This window comes from Pinisolibacter aquiterrae, assembly GCF_019160155.1.
Lineage (GTDB): Bacteria > Pseudomonadota > Alphaproteobacteria > Rhizobiales > Ancalomicrobiaceae > Pinisolibacter > Pinisolibacter aquiterrae.
Map to the genome: position 1 here is coordinate 155,061 of NZ_JAFNIH010000035.1, position 17,139 is coordinate 172,199.

16 protein-coding genes are annotated in these 17,139 nt (G+C 69.9%); 15 read left to right on the forward strand and 1 reads right to left on the reverse strand.

The features are described from left to right. Nucleotides 1-3: 3 nt before the first annotated feature. The 8 genes from J3S89_RS14350 to J3S89_RS14385 all read left to right on the forward strand — a co-directional run bounded on the left by J3S89_RS14350 (nucleotide 4) and on the right by J3S89_RS14385 (nucleotide 7,990). Complete coding sequence (locus J3S89_RS14350) at nucleotides 4-1,572, forward strand: hydantoinase B/oxoprolinase family protein (protein ID WP_230489054.1); 1,569 nt, start codon at nucleotides 4-6, stop codon at nucleotides 1,570-1,572. 71 nt (nucleotides 1,573-1,643) lie between these two features. After that, nucleotides 1,644-2,780 (forward strand): ABC transporter substrate-binding protein, encoded by a 1,137-nt coding sequence (locus J3S89_RS14355; protein ID WP_217928326.1) that lies wholly within the window; start codon nucleotides 1,644-1,646, stop codon nucleotides 2,778-2,780. Next, nucleotides 2,777-3,502 carry an ABC transporter ATP-binding protein gene (locus J3S89_RS14360; RefSeq protein WP_217928327.1) on the forward strand — a complete coding sequence of 242 codons (726 nt, stop codon included), beginning with the start codon at nucleotides 2,777-2,779 and terminating at the stop codon, nucleotides 3,500-3,502. Before J3S89_RS14355 ends, J3S89_RS14360 begins: the two co-directional genes overlap by 4 nt. Then, nucleotides 3,471-4,472: a branched-chain amino acid ABC transporter permease gene (locus tag J3S89_RS14365; protein WP_217928328.1), complete on the forward strand. Its 1,002-nt coding sequence runs from the start codon at nucleotides 3,471-3,473 to the stop codon at nucleotides 4,470-4,472. The genes J3S89_RS14360 and J3S89_RS14365 overlap by 32 nt, the downstream gene beginning before the upstream one ends. Then, nucleotides 4,469-5,224, forward strand: a complete 756-nt coding sequence (locus tag J3S89_RS14370) for an ABC transporter ATP-binding protein (RefSeq protein WP_217928329.1) — start codon at nucleotides 4,469-4,471, stop codon at nucleotides 5,222-5,224. Before J3S89_RS14365 ends, J3S89_RS14370 begins: the two co-directional genes overlap by 4 nt. A gap of 12 nt (nucleotides 5,225-5,236) precedes the next feature. Continuing rightward, a complete protein-coding gene (locus J3S89_RS14375) occupies nucleotides 5,237-6,112 on the forward strand; it encodes a branched-chain amino acid ABC transporter permease (RefSeq protein WP_217928330.1) in 876 nt (291 codons plus the stop codon). Nucleotides 6,113-6,138: 26 nt separating this feature from the next. After that, nucleotides 6,139-6,471 (forward strand): cupin domain-containing protein, encoded by a 333-nt coding sequence (locus J3S89_RS14380; RefSeq protein ID WP_217928331.1) that lies wholly within the window; start codon nucleotides 6,139-6,141, stop codon nucleotides 6,469-6,471. Between the two features lie 16 nt (nucleotides 6,472-6,487). Beyond that, entirely contained in the window at nucleotides 6,488-7,990 is a 1,503-nt protein-coding gene (locus tag J3S89_RS14385) for an AMP-binding protein (protein WP_217928332.1), read from the forward strand. Nucleotides 7,991-8,066: 76 nt separating this feature from the next. Here J3S89_RS14385 and J3S89_RS14390 read toward each other — a convergent pair whose 3' ends face one another. Next, a complete protein-coding gene (locus J3S89_RS14390; protein WP_217928333.1) occupies nucleotides 8,067-8,798 on the reverse strand; it encodes an HpcH/HpaI aldolase family protein in 732 nt (243 codons plus the stop codon). Nucleotides 8,799-9,061: 263 nt separating this feature from the next. Between J3S89_RS14390 and J3S89_RS23405 the strand changes: the two genes are divergently transcribed. The 7 genes from J3S89_RS23405 to J3S89_RS14420 are packed head-to-tail and all read left to right on the forward strand — an operon-like array spanning nucleotide 9,062 to nucleotide 17,135. Then, nucleotides 9,062-9,184 (forward strand): hypothetical protein, encoded by a 123-nt coding sequence (locus J3S89_RS23405; RefSeq protein ID WP_274383205.1) that lies wholly within the window; start codon nucleotides 9,062-9,064, stop codon nucleotides 9,182-9,184. A gap of 10 nt (nucleotides 9,185-9,194) precedes the next feature. Then, nucleotides 9,195-9,281: a potassium-transporting ATPase subunit F gene (locus J3S89_RS14395; RefSeq protein ID WP_230489063.1), complete on the forward strand. Its 87-nt coding sequence runs from the start codon at nucleotides 9,195-9,197 to the stop codon at nucleotides 9,279-9,281. A 30-nt stretch (nucleotides 9,282-9,311) separates the two neighbouring features. Then, nucleotides 9,312-11,021: a potassium-transporting ATPase subunit KdpA gene (kdpA, locus tag J3S89_RS14400; protein ID WP_217928335.1), complete on the forward strand. Its 1,710-nt coding sequence runs from the start codon at nucleotides 9,312-9,314 to the stop codon at nucleotides 11,019-11,021. Between the two features lie 26 nt (nucleotides 11,022-11,047). Next, the gene (gene kdpB / locus J3S89_RS14405; protein WP_217928336.1) at nucleotides 11,048-13,102 is read left to right on the forward strand and encodes a potassium-transporting ATPase subunit KdpB; all 2,055 of its coding nucleotides are present in this window, start codon (nucleotides 11,048-11,050) and stop codon (nucleotides 13,100-13,102) included. Nucleotides 13,103-13,112: 10 nt separating this feature from the next. After that, nucleotides 13,113-13,718: a potassium-transporting ATPase subunit KdpC gene (gene kdpC, locus J3S89_RS14410; protein WP_217928337.1), complete on the forward strand. Its 606-nt coding sequence runs from the start codon at nucleotides 13,113-13,115 to the stop codon at nucleotides 13,716-13,718. Between the two features lie 13 nt (nucleotides 13,719-13,731). Then, entirely contained in the window at nucleotides 13,732-16,443 is a 2,712-nt protein-coding gene (locus J3S89_RS14415) for a sensor histidine kinase (RefSeq protein WP_217928338.1), read from the forward strand. Next, nucleotides 16,440-17,135: a response regulator gene (locus tag J3S89_RS14420; protein ID WP_217928339.1), complete on the forward strand. Its 696-nt coding sequence runs from the start codon at nucleotides 16,440-16,442 to the stop codon at nucleotides 17,133-17,135. Before J3S89_RS14415 ends, J3S89_RS14420 begins: the two co-directional genes overlap by 4 nt. The last annotated feature ends 4 nt before the right edge of the window (nucleotides 17,136-17,139 follow it).

The window sequence follows — 17,139 nt, forward strand, 5'->3', positions numbered from 1 at the left end:
ACCATGACCCGTGATCTTTCCTCCATCGACGCCGTCGAACTCGAAATCCTCTGGTCCAACCTGATCGGCATGGTGTCCGAACGGGCGAAGGCGTTGCAGCGCATCGCCTTCTCGCCGATCGTTCGCGAGGCGGGCGATCTCGCCTATGCCCTCTTCGACCGTCGCGGCCGGATGGTGGCGCAGGCCAACACCGGCACGCCCGGCCACATCAACTCGCTCGCCTTCGCCGGCAAGCATCTCGCCGGCCTCTTCGTCGACCGGGTCGATCCCGGCGACGTGCTGATCACCAACGATCCCTGGCTCTCGGCCGGCCATTTCTTCGACATCACCACGCTGACGCCGATCTTCAACGGCGCGACCCTCATCGGCTGGGTCGGCTCGACGATCCATCACACCGACATCGGTGGTTACGGCATCGGCGCCGGCGCCCGCGACGTCCATGAAGAAGGGCTTTGGATCCCGCCGCTCAAGCTCTACGAGCGCGACGTGCCGAACGAGGTGCTGCACGAGATCATCCGCTCCAACGTGCGCACGCCCGACGCGGTCTTCGGCGATCTCGCCGCGCAGGTCTCGGCCGGCCGGGTGGCGTCGGAACATCTCGTGACGCTGCTCGCCCGCCACGGGCTCGACGATCTCGAGGCGCTCTCCGACGAGATCCTACGCCGCTCGGAGGAGGCGACCCGCGCCGCCATTCGCAAGTTGAAGCCCGGCACCTATCACGGCGAGAGCCGATTCGACGTGCCCGGCGGCGAGGTGATCACGCTGAAGACGGCGGTCACCATCGACGCGGAGATCGGTCACATCGTCATCGACTTCGAGGGCTCCTCGAAGCAGACCTCGACCGGCATCAACGTGGTGCTCAACTACACCCACGCCTATTCGACCTTCGCGGTCCGCTCCTGCCTCAATCCGGATCTGCCCAACAACACCGGGTCGCTGGCGCCGATCGAGGTGCGGGCGCCCAAGGGCTCGATCGTCAACTGCGCCTATCCGGCCCCCGTCAACGCGCGTCACGTCGTCGGCATGTACGTGCCGATGCCGATCCTGAAGGCGCTCCATCAGGTGATCCCCGACCGGGTGGTGGCGGAAGGCTCCGGCGCGGTCTGGACCATTCAGGTCCAGGGCAAGCGGGCGGATGGACGCGCCTTCACCTCCTCGATGTTCAACTATTCGGGCGGCATGGGCGCGCGCGCCGAGAAGCCCGGGCCGAGCGCCACCTGCTACCCCACGGGCGTCGCGGCGGTGCCGGTGGAGATCCTCGAGGCGGCGATGCCGATCGTGTTCGATCGCAAGGAGCTGCGGCGCGGGTCCGGCGGCGAGGGCCGCATGCCGGGCGGCGACGGCCAGACCATCGGCTTCCATCTGCGGACCGACGAGCCGTGGCTCCTCAATGCGGTGCCGAGCCGCCTCGAGACGGGCCCCGAGGGGCTCGGCGGCGGCAGCGGCGGGGCGGCCGGGCGCTTCCTCGTCAACGGCGAGCCGGTCTCCCAGGCCAAGAAGCTGCAGATGAACCCCGGCGACCGGGTTCTGCTCGAGACCCCCGGCGGCGGCGGCTTCGGCGCCTCCGCGTGAGCGGGCCTCGACGCGACACATCGACGGAAGACGGAATCCAAAAAGAACCAGACCCATCGGAGGAAACAACCGTGAAGGCCAAGTCGACCATCGCACTCGCCGTCCTCGCGCTCACCGCCGCCGCCGGCGCGGCGAACGCCGAGGACGTCTACAAGATCGGCATCTCCGCCGGTCTCACCGGCTATGCCGCCACCGTCGACCGCGCCTGGCGCGACGGCGTCGAGGTCGCGGCCGAGGCGATCAACGCCAAGGGCGGCGTCATGGGCCGCAAGATCAAGGTCTTCGTGGAGGACAATCGGTCCGAGCCGCAGGAGGCGGTGACCGTCTACAAGAAGATGATCTCCTCCGACGAGGTCGACGTCTTCGTCTCCGGCTGCGTCTCGGCCGGCAACTTCGCCGCCGCGCCGCTGGTGGTGAAGGCGGAACGGCCGATGGTGCTCTGCTCGATCCTGCCGCAGCAGCCGGCGCAGGTGAAGTGGGCCTATTCGACCCTGCCGCCGGCCGGGTTCGAGGTGCGCAAGCGCTTCGAATATCTCAAGGAGAAGACCGACATCCGCAAGGTCGCGGTGCTCCACGACCCGACCCCCTACGCGCTCCTGCAGAAGGGCGTCGCGGAGAAGGTCGCGGCCGAATACGGGCTCGAGGTCGTCGCGGTCGAGGCCTACAAGCAGGACGACGCCGATCTCTCCGTCCAGCTCGGCAAGATGCAGGCGGCGGGCGCCGGCGCGGTGATCAAGATCGGTCTCGGCGGCACCACCCTGACGGCGGCCAAGAACCTGAAGCAGCTCGGTTCGAAGATGCTGCTCCTGACCAGCCTCGAGGATCTCGCGGTGTTCCGTCCGGTCGCCGAGGTGCTGGGCGACCAGTTCTTCTTCGTCGCCTCGCCGTCGCAGGTCTCCGACCAGTTGGCGGACGGGCCGCTCAAGACCGAGATCGGCAAGTTCCTCGCGCCGTGGCGGGCGAAGTACGGCGATCGCGATCCCAACTGGGCGTCGCGCGGCTGGGACGGCGTCATGCTGACGGTCGCGGCGATCGAGAAGGCCAAGTCCTTCCAGGGCCCGGCGGTGCGCGACGCGATCGAGGGCATCACCGGCTGGCAGGGCACCACCGGCGTCTACGACTTCGGCCCGGATCAGCACCAGGGCATCACCAAGAACCCGCTGCTGCTCGCCACGATCCGGAACGGCAAGGTCGAGATCGTGAAATGACGCAAGGATCCCGGTCGGAACCGATCCTCGAAGTGCGCGGTCTCGCGGCCTCCTACGGCCACGTCGAGGCGCTCTCCCCGACCGATCTCCGGTTGGATCGCGGCGAACTCGTCGCGATCCTCGGCCCCAACGGCGCGGGCAAGTCGACGCTGCTGCGCTCGATCGTCGGTCTCACCAAGACCCGCGGCGAGGTGCTCTGCGAGGGCGAGCCCCTGCCGCGCGGCGATCCGGTGGCGGTGGCGGCGCGCGGCATCGTCCTGGTGCCGGAGGGGCGCGGGATCTTCGGGCCGATGACGGTGATGGAGAACCTGCGTCTCGGCGCCTACCGGGTGCGAAACGGCGGAGAGGTCGCGCGCCGCTACGAGCGGGTGTTCGACCTCTTCCCCCGGCTGAAGGAACGCCTGCATCAGCCGGCGGGATCGATGTCGGGCGGCGAGCAGCAGATGGTCGCGGTGGGGCGCGCCATGATGGCGGACCCCAAGGTGCTGCTGCTCGACGAACCCTCGCTCGGGCTCGCGCCCCGGGTCACGGTCGAGATCCTGGAAACGCTGCGGCGGCTCAATGCCGAGGGCCTTTCGGTCGTCCTCGTCGAACAGAAGGCGCCGCTGGCGCTCGAGCTCGCCCGCCGGGTCCATCTCCTCTCTCTCGGTCGCACCGTCGCGGTGATCGACCCTCGTGAGGTCAAGACGCATGACGAACTCGCCCGATACTATTTCGCCTGAGGCGATCGGAAAGGCATTCGCCCCCGTTCCGCGCGGCCTCGGCGCGATCCTCGGGTTCGCCCCCTGGCTCGTCGTGGTGGCCCTGATCGGGACGGCGCTGGTGGTCGGCGGATACATCTCCACCGTCGTCGCCTTCGCGCTGATCTACGCGCTGTTCGTGTCCGGCCTCAACGTCTTCATGGGCCTGACCGCGCAGGTCTCCTTCGGCCACAACGCCTTCGCGGCGATCGGCGGCTACACCTCGGCGGTGCTGACCACGGCCTACGACTGGTCGCCGATCGCGGCGATGGGGGCCGGGCTCGCCGGGGCGCTGGCGCTCGCCGCCGTGATCGGCTGGCCGACGCTGCGGCTCAAGGGGCACTATCTGTCGATGGGGACGCTGGCGATCGGCCTCATCACCTATGAGATCGCGGTCCAGTGGACCAGCGTCACCCAGGGCTACATGGGCATTTCCGGCATTCCCTCGCTCGGCATCGGCCGCTTCGAGGCGGTGTCGGACCGGCAGATCCTGGTGGTCTTGACCTTGACGGCGGCGCTCGGCGCCTGGTGCGTGGCGCGCATCCGGCGCTCACGGTTCGGGCGGGCGCTGGCGGCGATCGCCGGCTCGGAGGAGGCGGCGAGGGCGCTCGGCATCGACGTCGCCTCCTACAAGCTCGCCTCCTTCCTGATCTCGGCCGGCTATGCCTCGATCGCCGGATCGCTCTTCGTCCATGTCGTCGGCTACGTCAGCCCCGAGGTCTTCGGCCTCCACATGGTGATCCTCGCCTTCACGATGCTCTATGTCGGCGGCATCGGCACGGTGGTCGGGCCGCTCGTCGGCGCGCTGCTGGTCTCGATGCTGCCGGAGACGTTCCGCGGCTTCCGCGACTATCAGGATCTCGCCTATGGCGCGGCCCTGATCGCGATCCTCGTCTATGCGCCGCGGGGCCTCGCCGGCCTCGCCGAGCTCTTCCGGAAGGATGCGCCATGACCGCCCGGCTCACCGTGGAGAATGCCACCAAGCGTTTCGGCGGACTGGTCGCCGTCGACGGCGTCAGCTTCGAGGTGCCGACGACCGGCGTCACGGCGGTCATCGGCCCGAACGGGGCCGGCAAGACCACGCTCTTCAATCTCATCTCGGGCGCGCTCGAGCCGACCTCGGGGCGGGTCTTGTTCGAGGGCGAGGACGTCACCCGTCTCGCCCCGGAGAAGCGGGCGGCGCGCGGCCTCGTGCGGACGTTCCAGCTGGTCAAGCTCTTCGCCGATCTGACGGCGGTGGAGAACGTCGCCGTCGGCGCGCATCTGAAGAGCCGGGGCGGGCTTCTCGCCGCGCTGCTCGGCACCCCGGCGACCCGGGCGATGGAACGGCGCGTCGACGAGAAGGCGCGGGCGTTGCTCGATCGGGTCGGTCTCGGCGCGGTCGCCGACCGGCGCGCCGACACGCTCTCCTACGGGCGCCGGCGTCTGCTCGAGGTCGCCCGCGCGCTCGCCGCCGAGCCGCGCCTCCTGCTCCTCGACGAGCCGGCCGCCGGCCTCGACGCGGAGGAGAGCGCGCGTCTCTCCTCGCTGATCCGCGCGGTGGCGGCGGAGGGGACCTCGGTCCTCCTCATCGAGCACGACATGCAACTCGTCATGAACACCGCCGACCAAGTGGTCGTCGTCGATTTCGGGCGCAAGATCGCGCAAGGCACGCCCGCCGAGGTCAAGGCCGATCCGGCCGTGATCGCGGCCTATCTGGGTTGAGGGGAGAGGGGCATGAGCGGCGATCTTCTGATGCAGAGCCTCGTGTCGGGACTGGCGATCGGCTGTGTCTACGGCCTGATCGGCATCGGCTTCTGCGTCATCTACAACGCATCCGGCATCGTCAACTTCGCGCAGGGCGCCTTCGTGATGCTCGGCGGCATGTTGACCCATGTGGGTCTGAAGACCTGGCATCTGCCCTATTGGGCGGCGGCGCTGTTCGCGGTGGTCGCGGTGGCGGTGCTCGGGGTCGTCCTCGAACGGATCGTGGTGCGGCCCTTGTGGCGGCGCAAGGCGCCGGTCTTCGTCATGATCCTGGCGACGCTCGCCGCCCAGATCGTGATCGAGCGGCTGACCTTCCTGCTGGTCGACGATCAACCGAAGACGCTGCCGGTCTTCACCGATCTGCCGCCGCTGAAGCTCGGCGCGGTGGCGCTCTCCTATCAGACGCTGTGGATCGTGGCGGGCTCGCTCGCCATCGTCGCGGGGCTCGCGGTGTTCTTCAAGTCGACGCTGACCGGCAAGGCGATGCGCGCCTGCGCCATCGACCGCGAGGCGGCGCTGCTCCAGGCGATCCCGGTGTCGCGGATGCTGGCGCTCGCCTTCGCGCTCTCGGCGGCGCTGGGCGCGGTGGCGGGGATCCTGCTGACGCCGACGCAGTACACCGCCTTCAACGTCGGCGTGCCCTTCGCCATCTCCGGATTCATCGCCGCGATCATCGGCGGCTTCGGCCGGCCCTTCGGCGCCTTCCTGGGTGGGTTGATGCTCGGCGTCGTCCAGTCGGTGGCGATCCTGTCGCTGGGATCGGGGCTGAAGAGCGCGGCCGCGCTCTCGGTGCTGCTGGTCTTCCTGTTCTTCCGCCCCGCCGGGATCTTCGGCGTGGCCAAGTGAGCCCGAACCCTCGAGGAGTGACGACCATGACCTTTCCGACGATCGACTGGAGCACCATCCCCTGGACCGAGGTTCGGCCGGGCGTCGAGCGCAAGTCCTTCGGCGGCGCCGGCGCGACGGTGGCGCTCCACCGGCTCCAACCGGGCCACGAGCCGCGCCCCCATGCCCATCCCAACGAGCAGATCGCCTACATCATCGCCGGGCAGATCCGCTTTCACGTCGGCGACGAGGTTCATCTGCTCGGCCCCGGCGGGCTCCTGTGCATTCCCCCGGACGTGACGCATTGGGGCGAAGTGGTGGGGGACGAGGCCGTCCTCAACCTCGACGTCTTCACCCCGGCCCGGCCCGAATATCTCTGACCCGACGAGGCGCCGCATGAATCTCGCCGCTTGGCTCGACGCCGCAGGCAGGACCGACGGAACCGTGCTCGCGCTCGCCTCCGGCACGCGCGATCTCGCGACCTACCACGCGCTCGCCGCGACCGCCGCCCGTCTCGCCGGCGGGCTCGCGCGGGCCGGGATCGCCCGCGACGACCGCGTGGCGATCGTCGCCTCCAACCACCCCGACTACGTCGCCTGCCTCCATGCGATCTGGTGGGTGGGGGCGGTCGCGGTGCCGCTCAACGCGAAGCTCCACGAACGCGAGGTCGCCTGGGCGCTCGAGAACGCGGGCGCCCGGATCGTCTTCGTCTCGGCCGATCACGAGACGGCGGTCGCCGGCGCGGCGCCGCCTTGCGTCGAGCGGGTCGTGGCCTTCGGCGGCCCGGAGCATCGCGAGCTGTCGGCGGCGGAGCCGATCGCGGTCGCCGAGCGCAGCGCCGACGATCTCGCTTGGCTCTTCTATACGAGCGGCACCACGGGCCGGCCGAAGGGCGCGATGCTGAGCCACGGCAATCTCGCCACCATGACCTTCGCCTATCTCGCCGAGGTCGACCCGACGGTTCCCGGCGACTGTCTGATCCATGCCGCGCCGATGAGCCACGGCTCCGGGCTCTACATGCCGGCGCACGTCCTCCGGCGCGCGGTCAACGTCGTGCCCGAGTCCGGCGGTTTCGATCCGGAGGAGATCGGCGGGATCGCGTCGCATCGGCGGCGGGCGTCGCTCTTCGCGGCGCCGACCATGGTGAAGCGCATGGTGACCGCCGGCGTCGACGATCCTACCGCGTTTCGAACCGTCGTCTACGGCGGCGGGCCGATGTACGCGGCCGATGCCGAGGCGGCGCTCGACGTCTTCGGCCCGCGCCTCGCCCAGATCTACGGTCAGGGCGAGACGCCGATGACGATCTCCACCCTGCGCCGCGACATGATCGCCGATCGCGAGCACCCCGATTGGCGGCGGCGGCTGGCGAGCGTCGGCCATCCCTTCGCGGCGGTCGAGGTGCGCATCGCCGACGCGAGCGGGCGGCCGGTCGAGCCGGGCGAGGCGGGGGAGATCCTGGTGCACGGGGCCACCGTCATGAAGGGCTATTGGCAGAACCGCGAGGCGAGCGGCAGGGCGCTGGCGGGCGGATGGCTCCACACCGGCGACGTCGGCGTGCTCGACGAGCACCGTCTCCTGACGCTGAAGGATCGCTCGAAGGACGTGATCATCTCCGGCGGCAGCAACATCTATCCGCGCGAGGTCGAGGAGACGCTGCTGCGTCACCCCGGCGTGCGCGAGGTGTCGGTGATCGGGCGCAAGGACGAGGACTGGGGCGAGGTCGTCGTCGCCTGCGTGGTCGGCGACGTCTCGCCGGAGGAACTCGACGCGCTCTGCCTCTCCGAAATCGCCCGGTTCAAGCGCCCGAAGCACTATCGCTTCTACGAGACCCTGCCCAAGAACAACTACGGCAAGGTGTTGAAGGTGAAGCTCCGAGAACTCGACCGCGATGAGGACTGACCGCGTCGCGGCCGGGCGCCGGGCGGCCGTCGGCGTGCCCGTTCGGGGCTCACGCCGCGACCGCCGCCGCGTCCAATCAGGGGGCGGCGAGGCGGCCGCGCAGGGCGGAGGCGGCCGAGGCGAGCAGCGACTGGTCGGAGCCCACGACGAAACAGGTGACGCCCATCGCGGTCATCTCGGCGATTTCCGCCGGGCCGCAGGCGACCGCCGCGACGATGCCGGAGCGCCGCGCCGCCGCCACCGTGCGTTCGACCCCGGCCATCACCTGCGGATGGCGGACGCCGGAGACGCCGAGCGAGAGCGACAGGTCGAGCCGGCCGACCAGCAGGCCCGCGACGCCCGGAACGGCGGCGATCTCGTCGACCGAGGCGACCGCCGCGCCGCTCTCGATCTGGCAGACGACGGCCGAGCGGTCGGAGGCGGCGATCATCTCGGCGAGGGGGATCGAGCCGTAACCGCCGTTGCGCGGCGACGGCGAGATGCCGCGCCGGCCGCCGACGTAGCGCGCGGCCGCCACCACGGCGCGCGCATCCTCCGGCGTGTCGACGCGCGGTACCACGACGCCCGCCGCGCCCATGTCGAGCACCCGGAGGATGGTCGCGTCCCGGTGGTCGGGGACGCGCACCAGCAAGGGCAGGGCGGCGGCCCGCGAGGCGACCATCATGCGGTCGATGGTCACGAGATCGAAGGGCGCATGCTCGGCGTCGACGACGGCGAAGTCGAGAGCGCAAGTGCCGAGAACCTCGACCACCTGCGGGCTGTCGGTCTTGATGAAGGTTCCAATCCCGTCGAATTCGAATGTCGGCATCGTCTTCTCCCTGTCGAACGAGTTTTCATGCTCGTTCGACTTCGAGATGAAGTCAACATACCGTCGAGATTTATTTGCAAGACGCTCTCTTATCGATCCGTCTTCCGAAGTATATGTGAAATATACTTTGAATTCCGTTCTTCGCGAACGTTTCGGTGGGGCGTCCTCGGTCGCGCCCGGCGGTGTGGGCGTGCGGTCGGCCTTATGAAATTCCTATGCGCGAGCCCGGCCTTCCCGATCGATTCCTGATGGGGATCGGGAGGATGGTCCCCGACGAAGCACTCGTCACGAGGACCTTCGCCATGTCGGACTTCGCCTGTCTTCTCTCCGCCGTCGCGCTCTTCGCCGTCGCCGCGCTCTATGCGCGGGCCTGTGGCGATCTGTGAGGAGGTGATCATGCTCGAACCGATCCTCGCGCTGATCGTCGCCGTCCTCCTCGGCGCCTATCTCGTCCACACGCTCGTGCGCCCCGATAGGTACTGAGCGGCCCCCCCTTCCTTTCGAGGTGACGCCATGACCGTCTTCGGCTGGCTGCAGATCCTGTTCGTCGCCGCTCTCGTCCTCGCCACGATGGTGCCGCTCGGCCGGCACATGGCGCGGGTCTACGCGGGCGAGCGCACCGTTCTCTCGCCCGTGGTCGGGCCGCTCGAGCGGGCGCTCCTGGCGCTCGCCGGCGCCGGAGCGCGGCGCTCCCAGACCTGGCTCGGCTACACCACGGCCATGCTGGTCTTCAACGCCGCCGGCTTCGCGCTCCTCTACGCGCTGCTGCGGCTCCAGGGCGTGTTGCCGCTGAACCCGCGCGGGTTCGACGGCGTCGAGCCGTTCCTCGCGTTCAACACCGCGATCAGCTTCGTCACCAACACCAACTGGCAGGCCTATGGCGGCGAGACCACCCTGAGCCACTTCACGCAGATGGCCGGGCTGACGGTGCAGAACTTCCTGTCCGCGGCCACCGGACTGGCGCTCGCGGCGGTGATGATCCGCGCCTTCGCGCTTTCCGGCACCGATCGGGTCGGCAACTTCTGGGTCGACCTGACGCGGGTGACGCTGCACGTCCTGTTGCCGCTCTCGGTCGGGCTCGCGCTGGTCTTCGTCGCCTGCGGCCTTCCGCAGACGCTTCTCGGCTCGGTCGACGCGACGACGCTCGAAGGGGCGAAACAGACGATCGCGCTCGGCCCGGTCGGATCCCAGGAGGCGATCAAGCTCCTCGGCACCAACGGCGGCGGCTTCTTCAACGCCAATGCCGCGCATCCCTTCGAGAACCCGACGCCGATCACCGACGCGGTGGAGATCTGGGCGTTGCTGGCGATCTCCTTCGCGCTCACCCACACCTTCGGGCGCATGGTGGGCGACGCCCGCCAGGGCTGGGCCCTGGCGGCGGTGATGGCGATCGTCCTCGGCGGATGCCTCCTCGTCGCCCAGGGGATCGAGGCGGGCGGCAATCCGCTCCTGACGGCGCTCGGGGTCGATCCCTCGCTCGGCAACATGGAGGGCAAGGAGGTGCGTTTCGGCTCGGCCGCCTCGGCGCTCTACGCGGTCGCCACCACCGGCACCTCGACCGGCTCGGTCAATTCCATGCACGAGAGTTTCATGCCGCTCGGTGGGCTGATGCCGCTCCTCCTGATCAAGCTCGGCGAAGTCGCCCCCGGTGGCGTCGGTTCGGGTCTCTTCGGCATGCTGGTGATCGCGATCCTCACCGTCTTCATCGCCGGGCTGATGGTCGGCCGGACGCCGGAATATCTCGGCAAGAAGATCGAGGCGCGGGAGATGAAACTGGCGATGCTCGCCCAGCTCATCCTGCCGGCGACGATCCTCGGCTTCACGGCCGTCGCGGCGATGATGCCGGCGGCGCTGGCGAGCCTCGCCAATGCCGGCCCGCACGGGCTGACGGAGCTGCTCTACGCCTATGCCTCGGCGACCGGCAACAACGGTTCCGCCTTCGCCGGGCTCGCGGCGGACACGCCGTGGTTCGACGTGACGCTCGGCATCGCCATGTTCCTCGGCCGTTTCGGCTACGTCGTGCCGGTGATGGCGATCGCCGGATCGCTGATCGGCAAGACCCGGGCGGCCGCCTCCGTCGGCACCTTCCCGACCCATGGACCGCTCTTCGTCGGGCTCGTCACGGCGGTGATCCTGATCCTCGGCGGGCTCCAGTTCTTTCCCGCCTTCGCGCTCGGACCGATCGTCGAGCACCTGCTGATCCCGACCGGCCAGACCTTCTGACCCTCGTCGCCGGAGGACCGATCTCCATGTCGCAACATCCGATTTCCGCGCCGTCGCTGCTCGACGGCAAGATCCTCGCGGCCGCCGCGCTCGATGCCTTCGTCAAGCTCGACCCGCGCCGGCTCGTCCGCAACCCCGTGATCTTCGTCACCGAGGTCGTGGCGCTGGTGGTCACGCTGGTCTTCGCCAAGGACCTCGCGACGGCGACCGGCACGCCGCTCTTCGACGGCCAGATCGCCGCCTGGCTGTGGTTCACCGTGCTCTTCGCCAATTTCGCCGAGGCGGTCGCGGAGGGGCGCGGCAAGGCGCAGGCCGACGCGCTGCGCAAGACCCGCTCCGACACCGTCGCCAAGCGGCTGATGTTCGACGATCCCGACGATCTCGCCCACACGGTCGTCTCCTCGCCGGATCTGCGGCTCGACGACCTCGTCCTGGTCGAGCCGGGCGACGTCATCCCCTGCGACGGCGAGGTGGTCCGCGGCGTCGCCTCGGTCGACGAGAGCGCGATCACCGGCGAATCCGCGCCGGTCATCCGCGAATCCGGGGGCGATCGCTCGGCGGTCACCGGCGGCACCACCGTGCTCTCCGACTGGATCGTGGTCCGCATCACCGCCGCGCCGGGCACGACCTTCATCGACCGGATGATCGCGCTGGTGGAGGGCGCCGAGCGGCAGAAGACGCCGAACGAGCTGGCGCTCTCGATCCTGCTCTCGGGCCTCACCCTGATCTTCCTGATCACCGTGGTGACGCTCTGGGGCATCGCCGGTCATTCCGGGACGATCGTCTCCGTCACCGTGCTGATCGCGCTCCTCGTCACGCTGATCCCGACCACGATCGGCGGACTCCTCTCGGCGATCGGCATCGCCGGCATGGATCGGCTGATCCGCTTCAACGTCGTCGCCACCTCGGGCCGGGCGGTCGAGGCCGCCGGCGACGTCGACACGCTGCTTCTCGACAAGACCGGGACCATCACCTTCGGCAATCGCATGGCGACCGAGTTCCTGCCGGTGCCGGGCGTGAGCCCGCAGGCGCTGGCGGAGGCCGCGCTGATCGCCTCCCACGCCGACGAGACGCCGGAGGGGCGCTCGATCGTCGCTCTCGCCGAGGGCGTCCACGGGCTCGCCGAACCGGAGGGTATCGCCGGCGCGAACTTCGTGCCCTTCACCGCGCAGACGCGGCTGTCGGGGGTCGACTTCGCCGGCCGCTCGATCCGCAAGGGGGCGGTCGACGCGGTCATGCGCCATCTCGGCACCTCCTTCGAGGCGGCGCCGTCCGCCTTCCGCGACGCCGTCGACCGGATCGCCCGCACCGGCGGGACGCCGCTCGCCGTCGCCGAGAACGGGCGTCTGATCGGCGCGATCCAGCTGAAGGACGTGGTCAAGCCCGGCATCAAGGAGCGTTTCGCGGAACTGCGCGCCATGGGCATCCGCACCGTCATGGTGACCGGCGACAATCCCGTGACCGCCGCGGCGATCGCCTCGGAGGCCGGCGTCGACGACTTCATCGCCGAGGCGACGCCGCAGGACAAGCTCGCCTACATCCGCTCGGAACAGACGCACGGGCGGCTGATCGCCATGTGCGGCGACGGCACCAACGACGCGCCCGCCCTCGCTCAGGCCGACGTCGGCGTCGCCATGCAGTCGGGCACCCAGGCGGCGCGCGAGGCCGGCAACATGGTCGATCTCGACAGCGATCCGACCAAGCTCATCGAGGTCGTGGCGATCGGCAAGCAGCTCCTGATGACGCGCGGCTCGCTCACCACCTTCTCGATCGCCAACGACGTCGCGAAATATTTCGCGATCGTGCCGGCCCTGTTCGTGGCGACCTGGCCGCAATTGAACGCGCTGAACGTGATGGGGCTCGCCTCGCCGGAGAGCGCGATCCTCTCGGCGGTGATCTTCAACGCGCTGATCATCGTCGCCCTCATTCCGCTGGCGCTGAAGGGCATCGCCTATCGCCCCGTCGGGGCGGCGGCGCTGCTCCGGCGCAATCTCCTCGTCTGGGGCGTCGGCGGGCTCGTCCTGCCCTTCGCCGGCATCAAGGCGATCGACGCGATCGTCGCCGCGCTCCATCTCGCCTGAGGGACCGATCATGATCGAACATCTCCGCCCCACCTTCGCCCTGCTCGGCGGTCTGACGGTGCTGACGGGTCTCGTCTATCCGCTGGCGCTGACCGGCATTGCCCAGGTCGCGCTGCCGGGACGCGCGAACGGCAGCCTCGTCGAGGTCGACGGCCGGGTCGTCGGCTCGCAGCTGATCGGCCAGGCCTTCACCGGCGCGAAATGGTTCCACGGCCGCCCCTCGGCGACGACGGCGCCCGACCCGAAGGATCCCGCCGCGACCGCCGAGGCGCCCTATGACGCCGCGCGTTCCGCTGGATCGAACCTCGGGCCGCTGTCGCGGCGGCTCGTCGAGCGGGTGCGGGCGGACACCGAGGCGCTGAAGGCGGAAGCCGGCGTCGCCACGGTTCCCGGCGATGCCGTGACCACCTCGGCGAGCGGCCTCGATCCGCACATTTCCCCGGCCTTCGCCCGGCTCCAGGTGAAGCGGATCGCGGCGGCGCGCGGCCTCGCGCCGGAGACGCTCGAGGCGTTGATCGTCGCCCATACCCGGGGCCGCGATCTCGGCTTTCTCGGCGAGCCGCGCGTGAATGTGCTCGATCTCGATCTCGCTCTTGCGCGTCTCGATCCTTCGTGAGCGGATGGCGGCGATGAACGAGACGCGCGCCCACGACGGTCGACCCTCTCCGGAAGCGCTGCTGGCGCTCGCCGAACGGGAGGGCCGTGGGCGTCTCAAGATCCATCTCGGCGCGGCGCCCGGGGTCGGCAAGACCTTCGCCATGCTGTCGAATGCCCGCCGTCTCGCCGGGGAGGGGCTCGACGTGGTGGTGGGGCTGGTCGAGACCCACGGCCGCGCGGAGACGGCGGCGCTGATCGAGGGGCTCGAGGTGCTGCCGCGCCGGCCGGTGATCCATCGTGGCCGCAGCCTGATGGAGTTCGACATCGACGCGGCTCTCGCCCGCCGCCCGGCACTCCTGGTGGTCGACGAACTCGCCCACACCAACGCGCCGGGCAGCCGTCATCCCAAGCGCTTCCAGGACGTCGAGGAATTGCTCGACGCGGGGATCGACGTCTGGACCGCGCTCAACATCCAGCATCTCGAGAGCCTCTCCGACGTGGTCGGGCGGATCACCGGGATCACCGTCCGCGAGACCGTGCCCGACCGCATCCTCGAGCGCGCCGACGAGGTGGTTCTGGTCGACCTGACCCCGGAGGAGCTGGTCGAGCGGTTGAAGGACGGCAAGGTCTATCTGCCGGAGAGCGCGGCGCGCGCCATCGACAATTTCTTCAAGCCGTCGAACCTGACGGCGTTGCGCGAACTGGCGCTGCGCCGGACCGCGGCCCATGTCGACGACGAGATGCTGGCCTTCCTGCGCCAGAGTGCGATCGAAGGACCGTGGCCGACCGCCGAGCGGATCCTCGTCTGCGTCGGGGCCGACGCGGGCAGCGAGGACGTCGTGCGCATCGCGGCGCGTCAGGCGGGCGGCCTCAACGCGCCCTGGACCGCACTCCACGTCGACCGGCCGGACGTCGCGCCGAGCGACGAGGCCTCGATCCGCCGGCTCGATGCCCATCTCCATCTCGCCGAACGGCTCGGCGCGGAGCGCATCCGCGTCATCGGAACCGACATCGTCGCGGAGATCCTGCGGTTCGCGCGGCGGGAGAACGTGTCGCAGATCGTGATCGGACGGTCGACCCGGCACGGGCGCCTGCGCCGTCTCTTCGCCCGCTCGCTCTCCGACGAGCTGATGTACCGCGCCTCGGACATCTCGGTTCAGGTGGTGACCGGCGAGAGCGATCCGGCGGTGGCGCGCCGATCGGCGCGGCGCCTCGTCGACCGGGCCGGCCCGACCCTGGGGTTCGCGGTGGCGACCGGCGTCGTCGCCGCCTCGGTGGCGATCGGCCTCGGGGTGCGGCGGTTCGTCGATCTGCCCAACGTGTCGATGATCTTTCTCGGCGCGGTGGTGCTGTGCGCGCTGCGTTTCGGCCGTCTCGTCGCCTATGCGGCGGCGTTCCTGTCGTTTCTCGCCTACAATTTCTTCTTCATCGAGCCGCTCCACACCTTCACCATCGCCAAGCCCTACGAGCTCTTCGCGCTGGTCGTCTTTCTCTTCGTCGCCACGACGGTGGGCGGGCTCGCCGGACGGGCGCACGAACAGGCCGAGGCGGCGCTGGCGCGGGCGCGGTCGACGCGGGCGCTCTACGAGTATTCGCGCAAGATCGCCGGCATCTCGGCGCTCGAGCCGCTGACCTGGACCGCCGTGACCCAGATCGCCGGGGCGGTGCGGGGCAGCGCGGTCGCGCTGCTCGCCGAGGGCGGCGATCTCCGGGTCGCCAGCGCCTTCCCGCCCGACGTCGCGCTCGGCGTGACCGAGACCGGGGCGGCGCGCTGGGCCTTCGAGCGCGGCGAGCCGGCCGGCCGCCATTCGCCGACCCTGCCCAATGCCGAGATGCAGTTCCGGCCGCTGGTGACGGCGAGCGGCACGGTCGGCGTCGTCGGTTTCGCGCCGAGCGACGCCGACGCGGCGCTCTCCGAGGACGTCGAGCGGTTTCTCGTCGCCCTGGTCGATCAGACGGCGATCGCGATCGAGCGCATCCAACTCGGCACGCGCGCGAACGACGCGGCGGCGAGCGTGGAGAGCGAACGCCTGCGTTCGGCGCTGCTCTCCTCGATCTCGCACGATCTGCGGACCCCGCTCGCCTCGATCCTGGGATCGGTGACGAGCCTGAGGGATTTCGGCGATCGTCTCGATCCGGCGACGCGCAAGGATCTCCTGTCGGCGATCGAGGAGGAGACGCGGCGGCTCGGTCAGTTCGTCGCCAATCTCCTGGACATGACCCGGCTCGAGACCGGCAATTTCGAACTCGCCACCGACTGGGTCGATCTCGCCGACGTGGTGCGTGGCGCCGTCACCCGGGTCGGGCGGTTCCACCCGGAGCGCCGGATCGTCCTCGCCGACGCGGGCACGCCCATCGTGCTCGAGGGCAATGCGACGCTGCTCGAGCAGGTGCTGTTCAACCTCCTCGACAATGCGATCAAGTTCTCGGCGGGTGACACCGAGGTGCGGGTGCGCCTCGGCGGGGAGGGGGGCTCGGCGCGGATCGAGGTCGAGGACGCGGGGCGGGGCATCCCCCCCGACGAGCTCGAACGGGTGTTCGAGAAGTTTCACCGCGTGGCGAGCGGCGACGGCCGCGCCGCCGGCACGGGTCTCGGCCTCTCCATCTGCCGGGGCGTCGTCACCGCCATGGGCGGATCGATCACCGCCGAGAGCCCGATCGCCGACGGCCACGGCACCCGGATGACCGTCCGTCTGCCGGTTCCCCGGCATCCCTCGACCGCGCAGAAAGGAGCGATGCGATGACGGCCTCCCGTGTCCTCGTCGTCGACGACGAGCCCCAGATCCACCGCTTTCTGAAGCCCGCCCTGGTCGCCTCGGGTCACGAGGTGGAATGCGTCGACACCGGCGCGGCGGCGATCCGGGCGGCGGCGACCTGGGGCCCGGATCTGATCCTGCTCGACCTCGGCCTGCCCGACCTCGACGGCAAGGAGGTGATCCGCGCCATCCGCGAATGGTCGAAGACGCCGATCATCATCCTCTCGGCGCGGGACCGTGAGAGCGAGAAGATCGCCGCCCTCGACCTCGGCGCCGACGACTACGTCAACAAGCCCTTCGGGGTCGGCGAACTGCTCGCCCGGCTGCGCGCTGCGCTGCGCCACGCCGCTCATCGCGAGGGGGAGGAGGCGGTGGTGACGACCGGCGGTCTCGTCGTCGACACGGTCCGCCGCGTCGTCAGCCGCGACGGCGGGCGGGTGCATCTGACGCCGAAGGAATACGATCTCCTTCATGTCCTCGCCCGCAACGTCGGCAAGGTCGTCACCCAGAAGATGCTGACCTCGGCGCTGTGGGGGGCGAGCCTGACGGCCGATCCGCAGTATCTCCGCGTCCTCGTCAGCCAATTGCGCCAGAAGATCGACCGGCCGCCGCCCGCGCCGTCTCTGGTGGAGACCGAGACCGGGGTCGGCTACCGCCTGCGGGAGCAGGACGTCGCGTGAGGAA

What these genes read in the sequence shown, in the direction of transcription:
- J3S89_RS14350 (WP_230489054.1), top strand. Translation starts at nt 4, where the DNA reads ATGACCCGTGATCTTTCCTCCATCGACGCCGTCGAACTCGAAATCCTC.
- J3S89_RS14360 (WP_217928327.1), top strand. Translation starts at nt 2,777, where the DNA reads ATGACGCAAGGATCCCGGTCGGAACCGATCCTCGAAGTGCGCGGTCTC.
- J3S89_RS14365 (WP_217928328.1), top strand. Translation starts at nt 3,471, where the DNA reads ATGACGAACTCGCCCGATACTATTTCGCCTGAGGCGATCGGAAAGGCA.
- J3S89_RS14370 (WP_217928329.1), top strand. Translation starts at nt 4,469, where the DNA reads ATGACCGCCCGGCTCACCGTGGAGAATGCCACCAAGCGTTTCGGCGGA.
- J3S89_RS14375 (WP_217928330.1), top strand. Translation starts at nt 5,237, where the DNA reads ATGAGCGGCGATCTTCTGATGCAGAGCCTCGTGTCGGGACTGGCGATC.
- J3S89_RS14380 (WP_217928331.1), top strand. Translation starts at nt 6,139, where the DNA reads ATGACCTTTCCGACGATCGACTGGAGCACCATCCCCTGGACCGAGGTT.
- J3S89_RS14385 (WP_217928332.1), top strand. Translation starts at nt 6,488, where the DNA reads ATGAATCTCGCCGCTTGGCTCGACGCCGCAGGCAGGACCGACGGAACC.
- J3S89_RS14390 (WP_217928333.1), bottom strand. Translation starts at nt 8,798, where the DNA reads ATGCCGACATTCGAATTCGACGGGATTGGAACCTTCATCAAGACCGAC.
- J3S89_RS23405 (WP_274383205.1), top strand. Translation starts at nt 9,062, where the DNA reads ATGGTCCCCGACGAAGCACTCGTCACGAGGACCTTCGCCATGTCGGAC.
- J3S89_RS14395 (WP_230489063.1), top strand. Translation starts at nt 9,195, where the DNA reads ATGCTCGAACCGATCCTCGCGCTGATCGTCGCCGTCCTCCTCGGCGCC.
- kdpA (WP_217928335.1), top strand. Translation starts at nt 9,312, where the DNA reads ATGACCGTCTTCGGCTGGCTGCAGATCCTGTTCGTCGCCGCTCTCGTC.
- kdpB (WP_217928336.1), top strand. Translation starts at nt 11,048, where the DNA reads ATGTCGCAACATCCGATTTCCGCGCCGTCGCTGCTCGACGGCAAGATC.
- kdpC (WP_217928337.1), top strand. Translation starts at nt 13,113, where the DNA reads ATGATCGAACATCTCCGCCCCACCTTCGCCCTGCTCGGCGGTCTGACG.
- J3S89_RS14415 (WP_217928338.1), top strand. Translation starts at nt 13,732, where the DNA reads ATGAACGAGACGCGCGCCCACGACGGTCGACCCTCTCCGGAAGCGCTG.
- J3S89_RS14420 (WP_217928339.1), top strand. Translation starts at nt 16,440, where the DNA reads ATGACGGCCTCCCGTGTCCTCGTCGTCGACGACGAGCCCCAGATCCAC.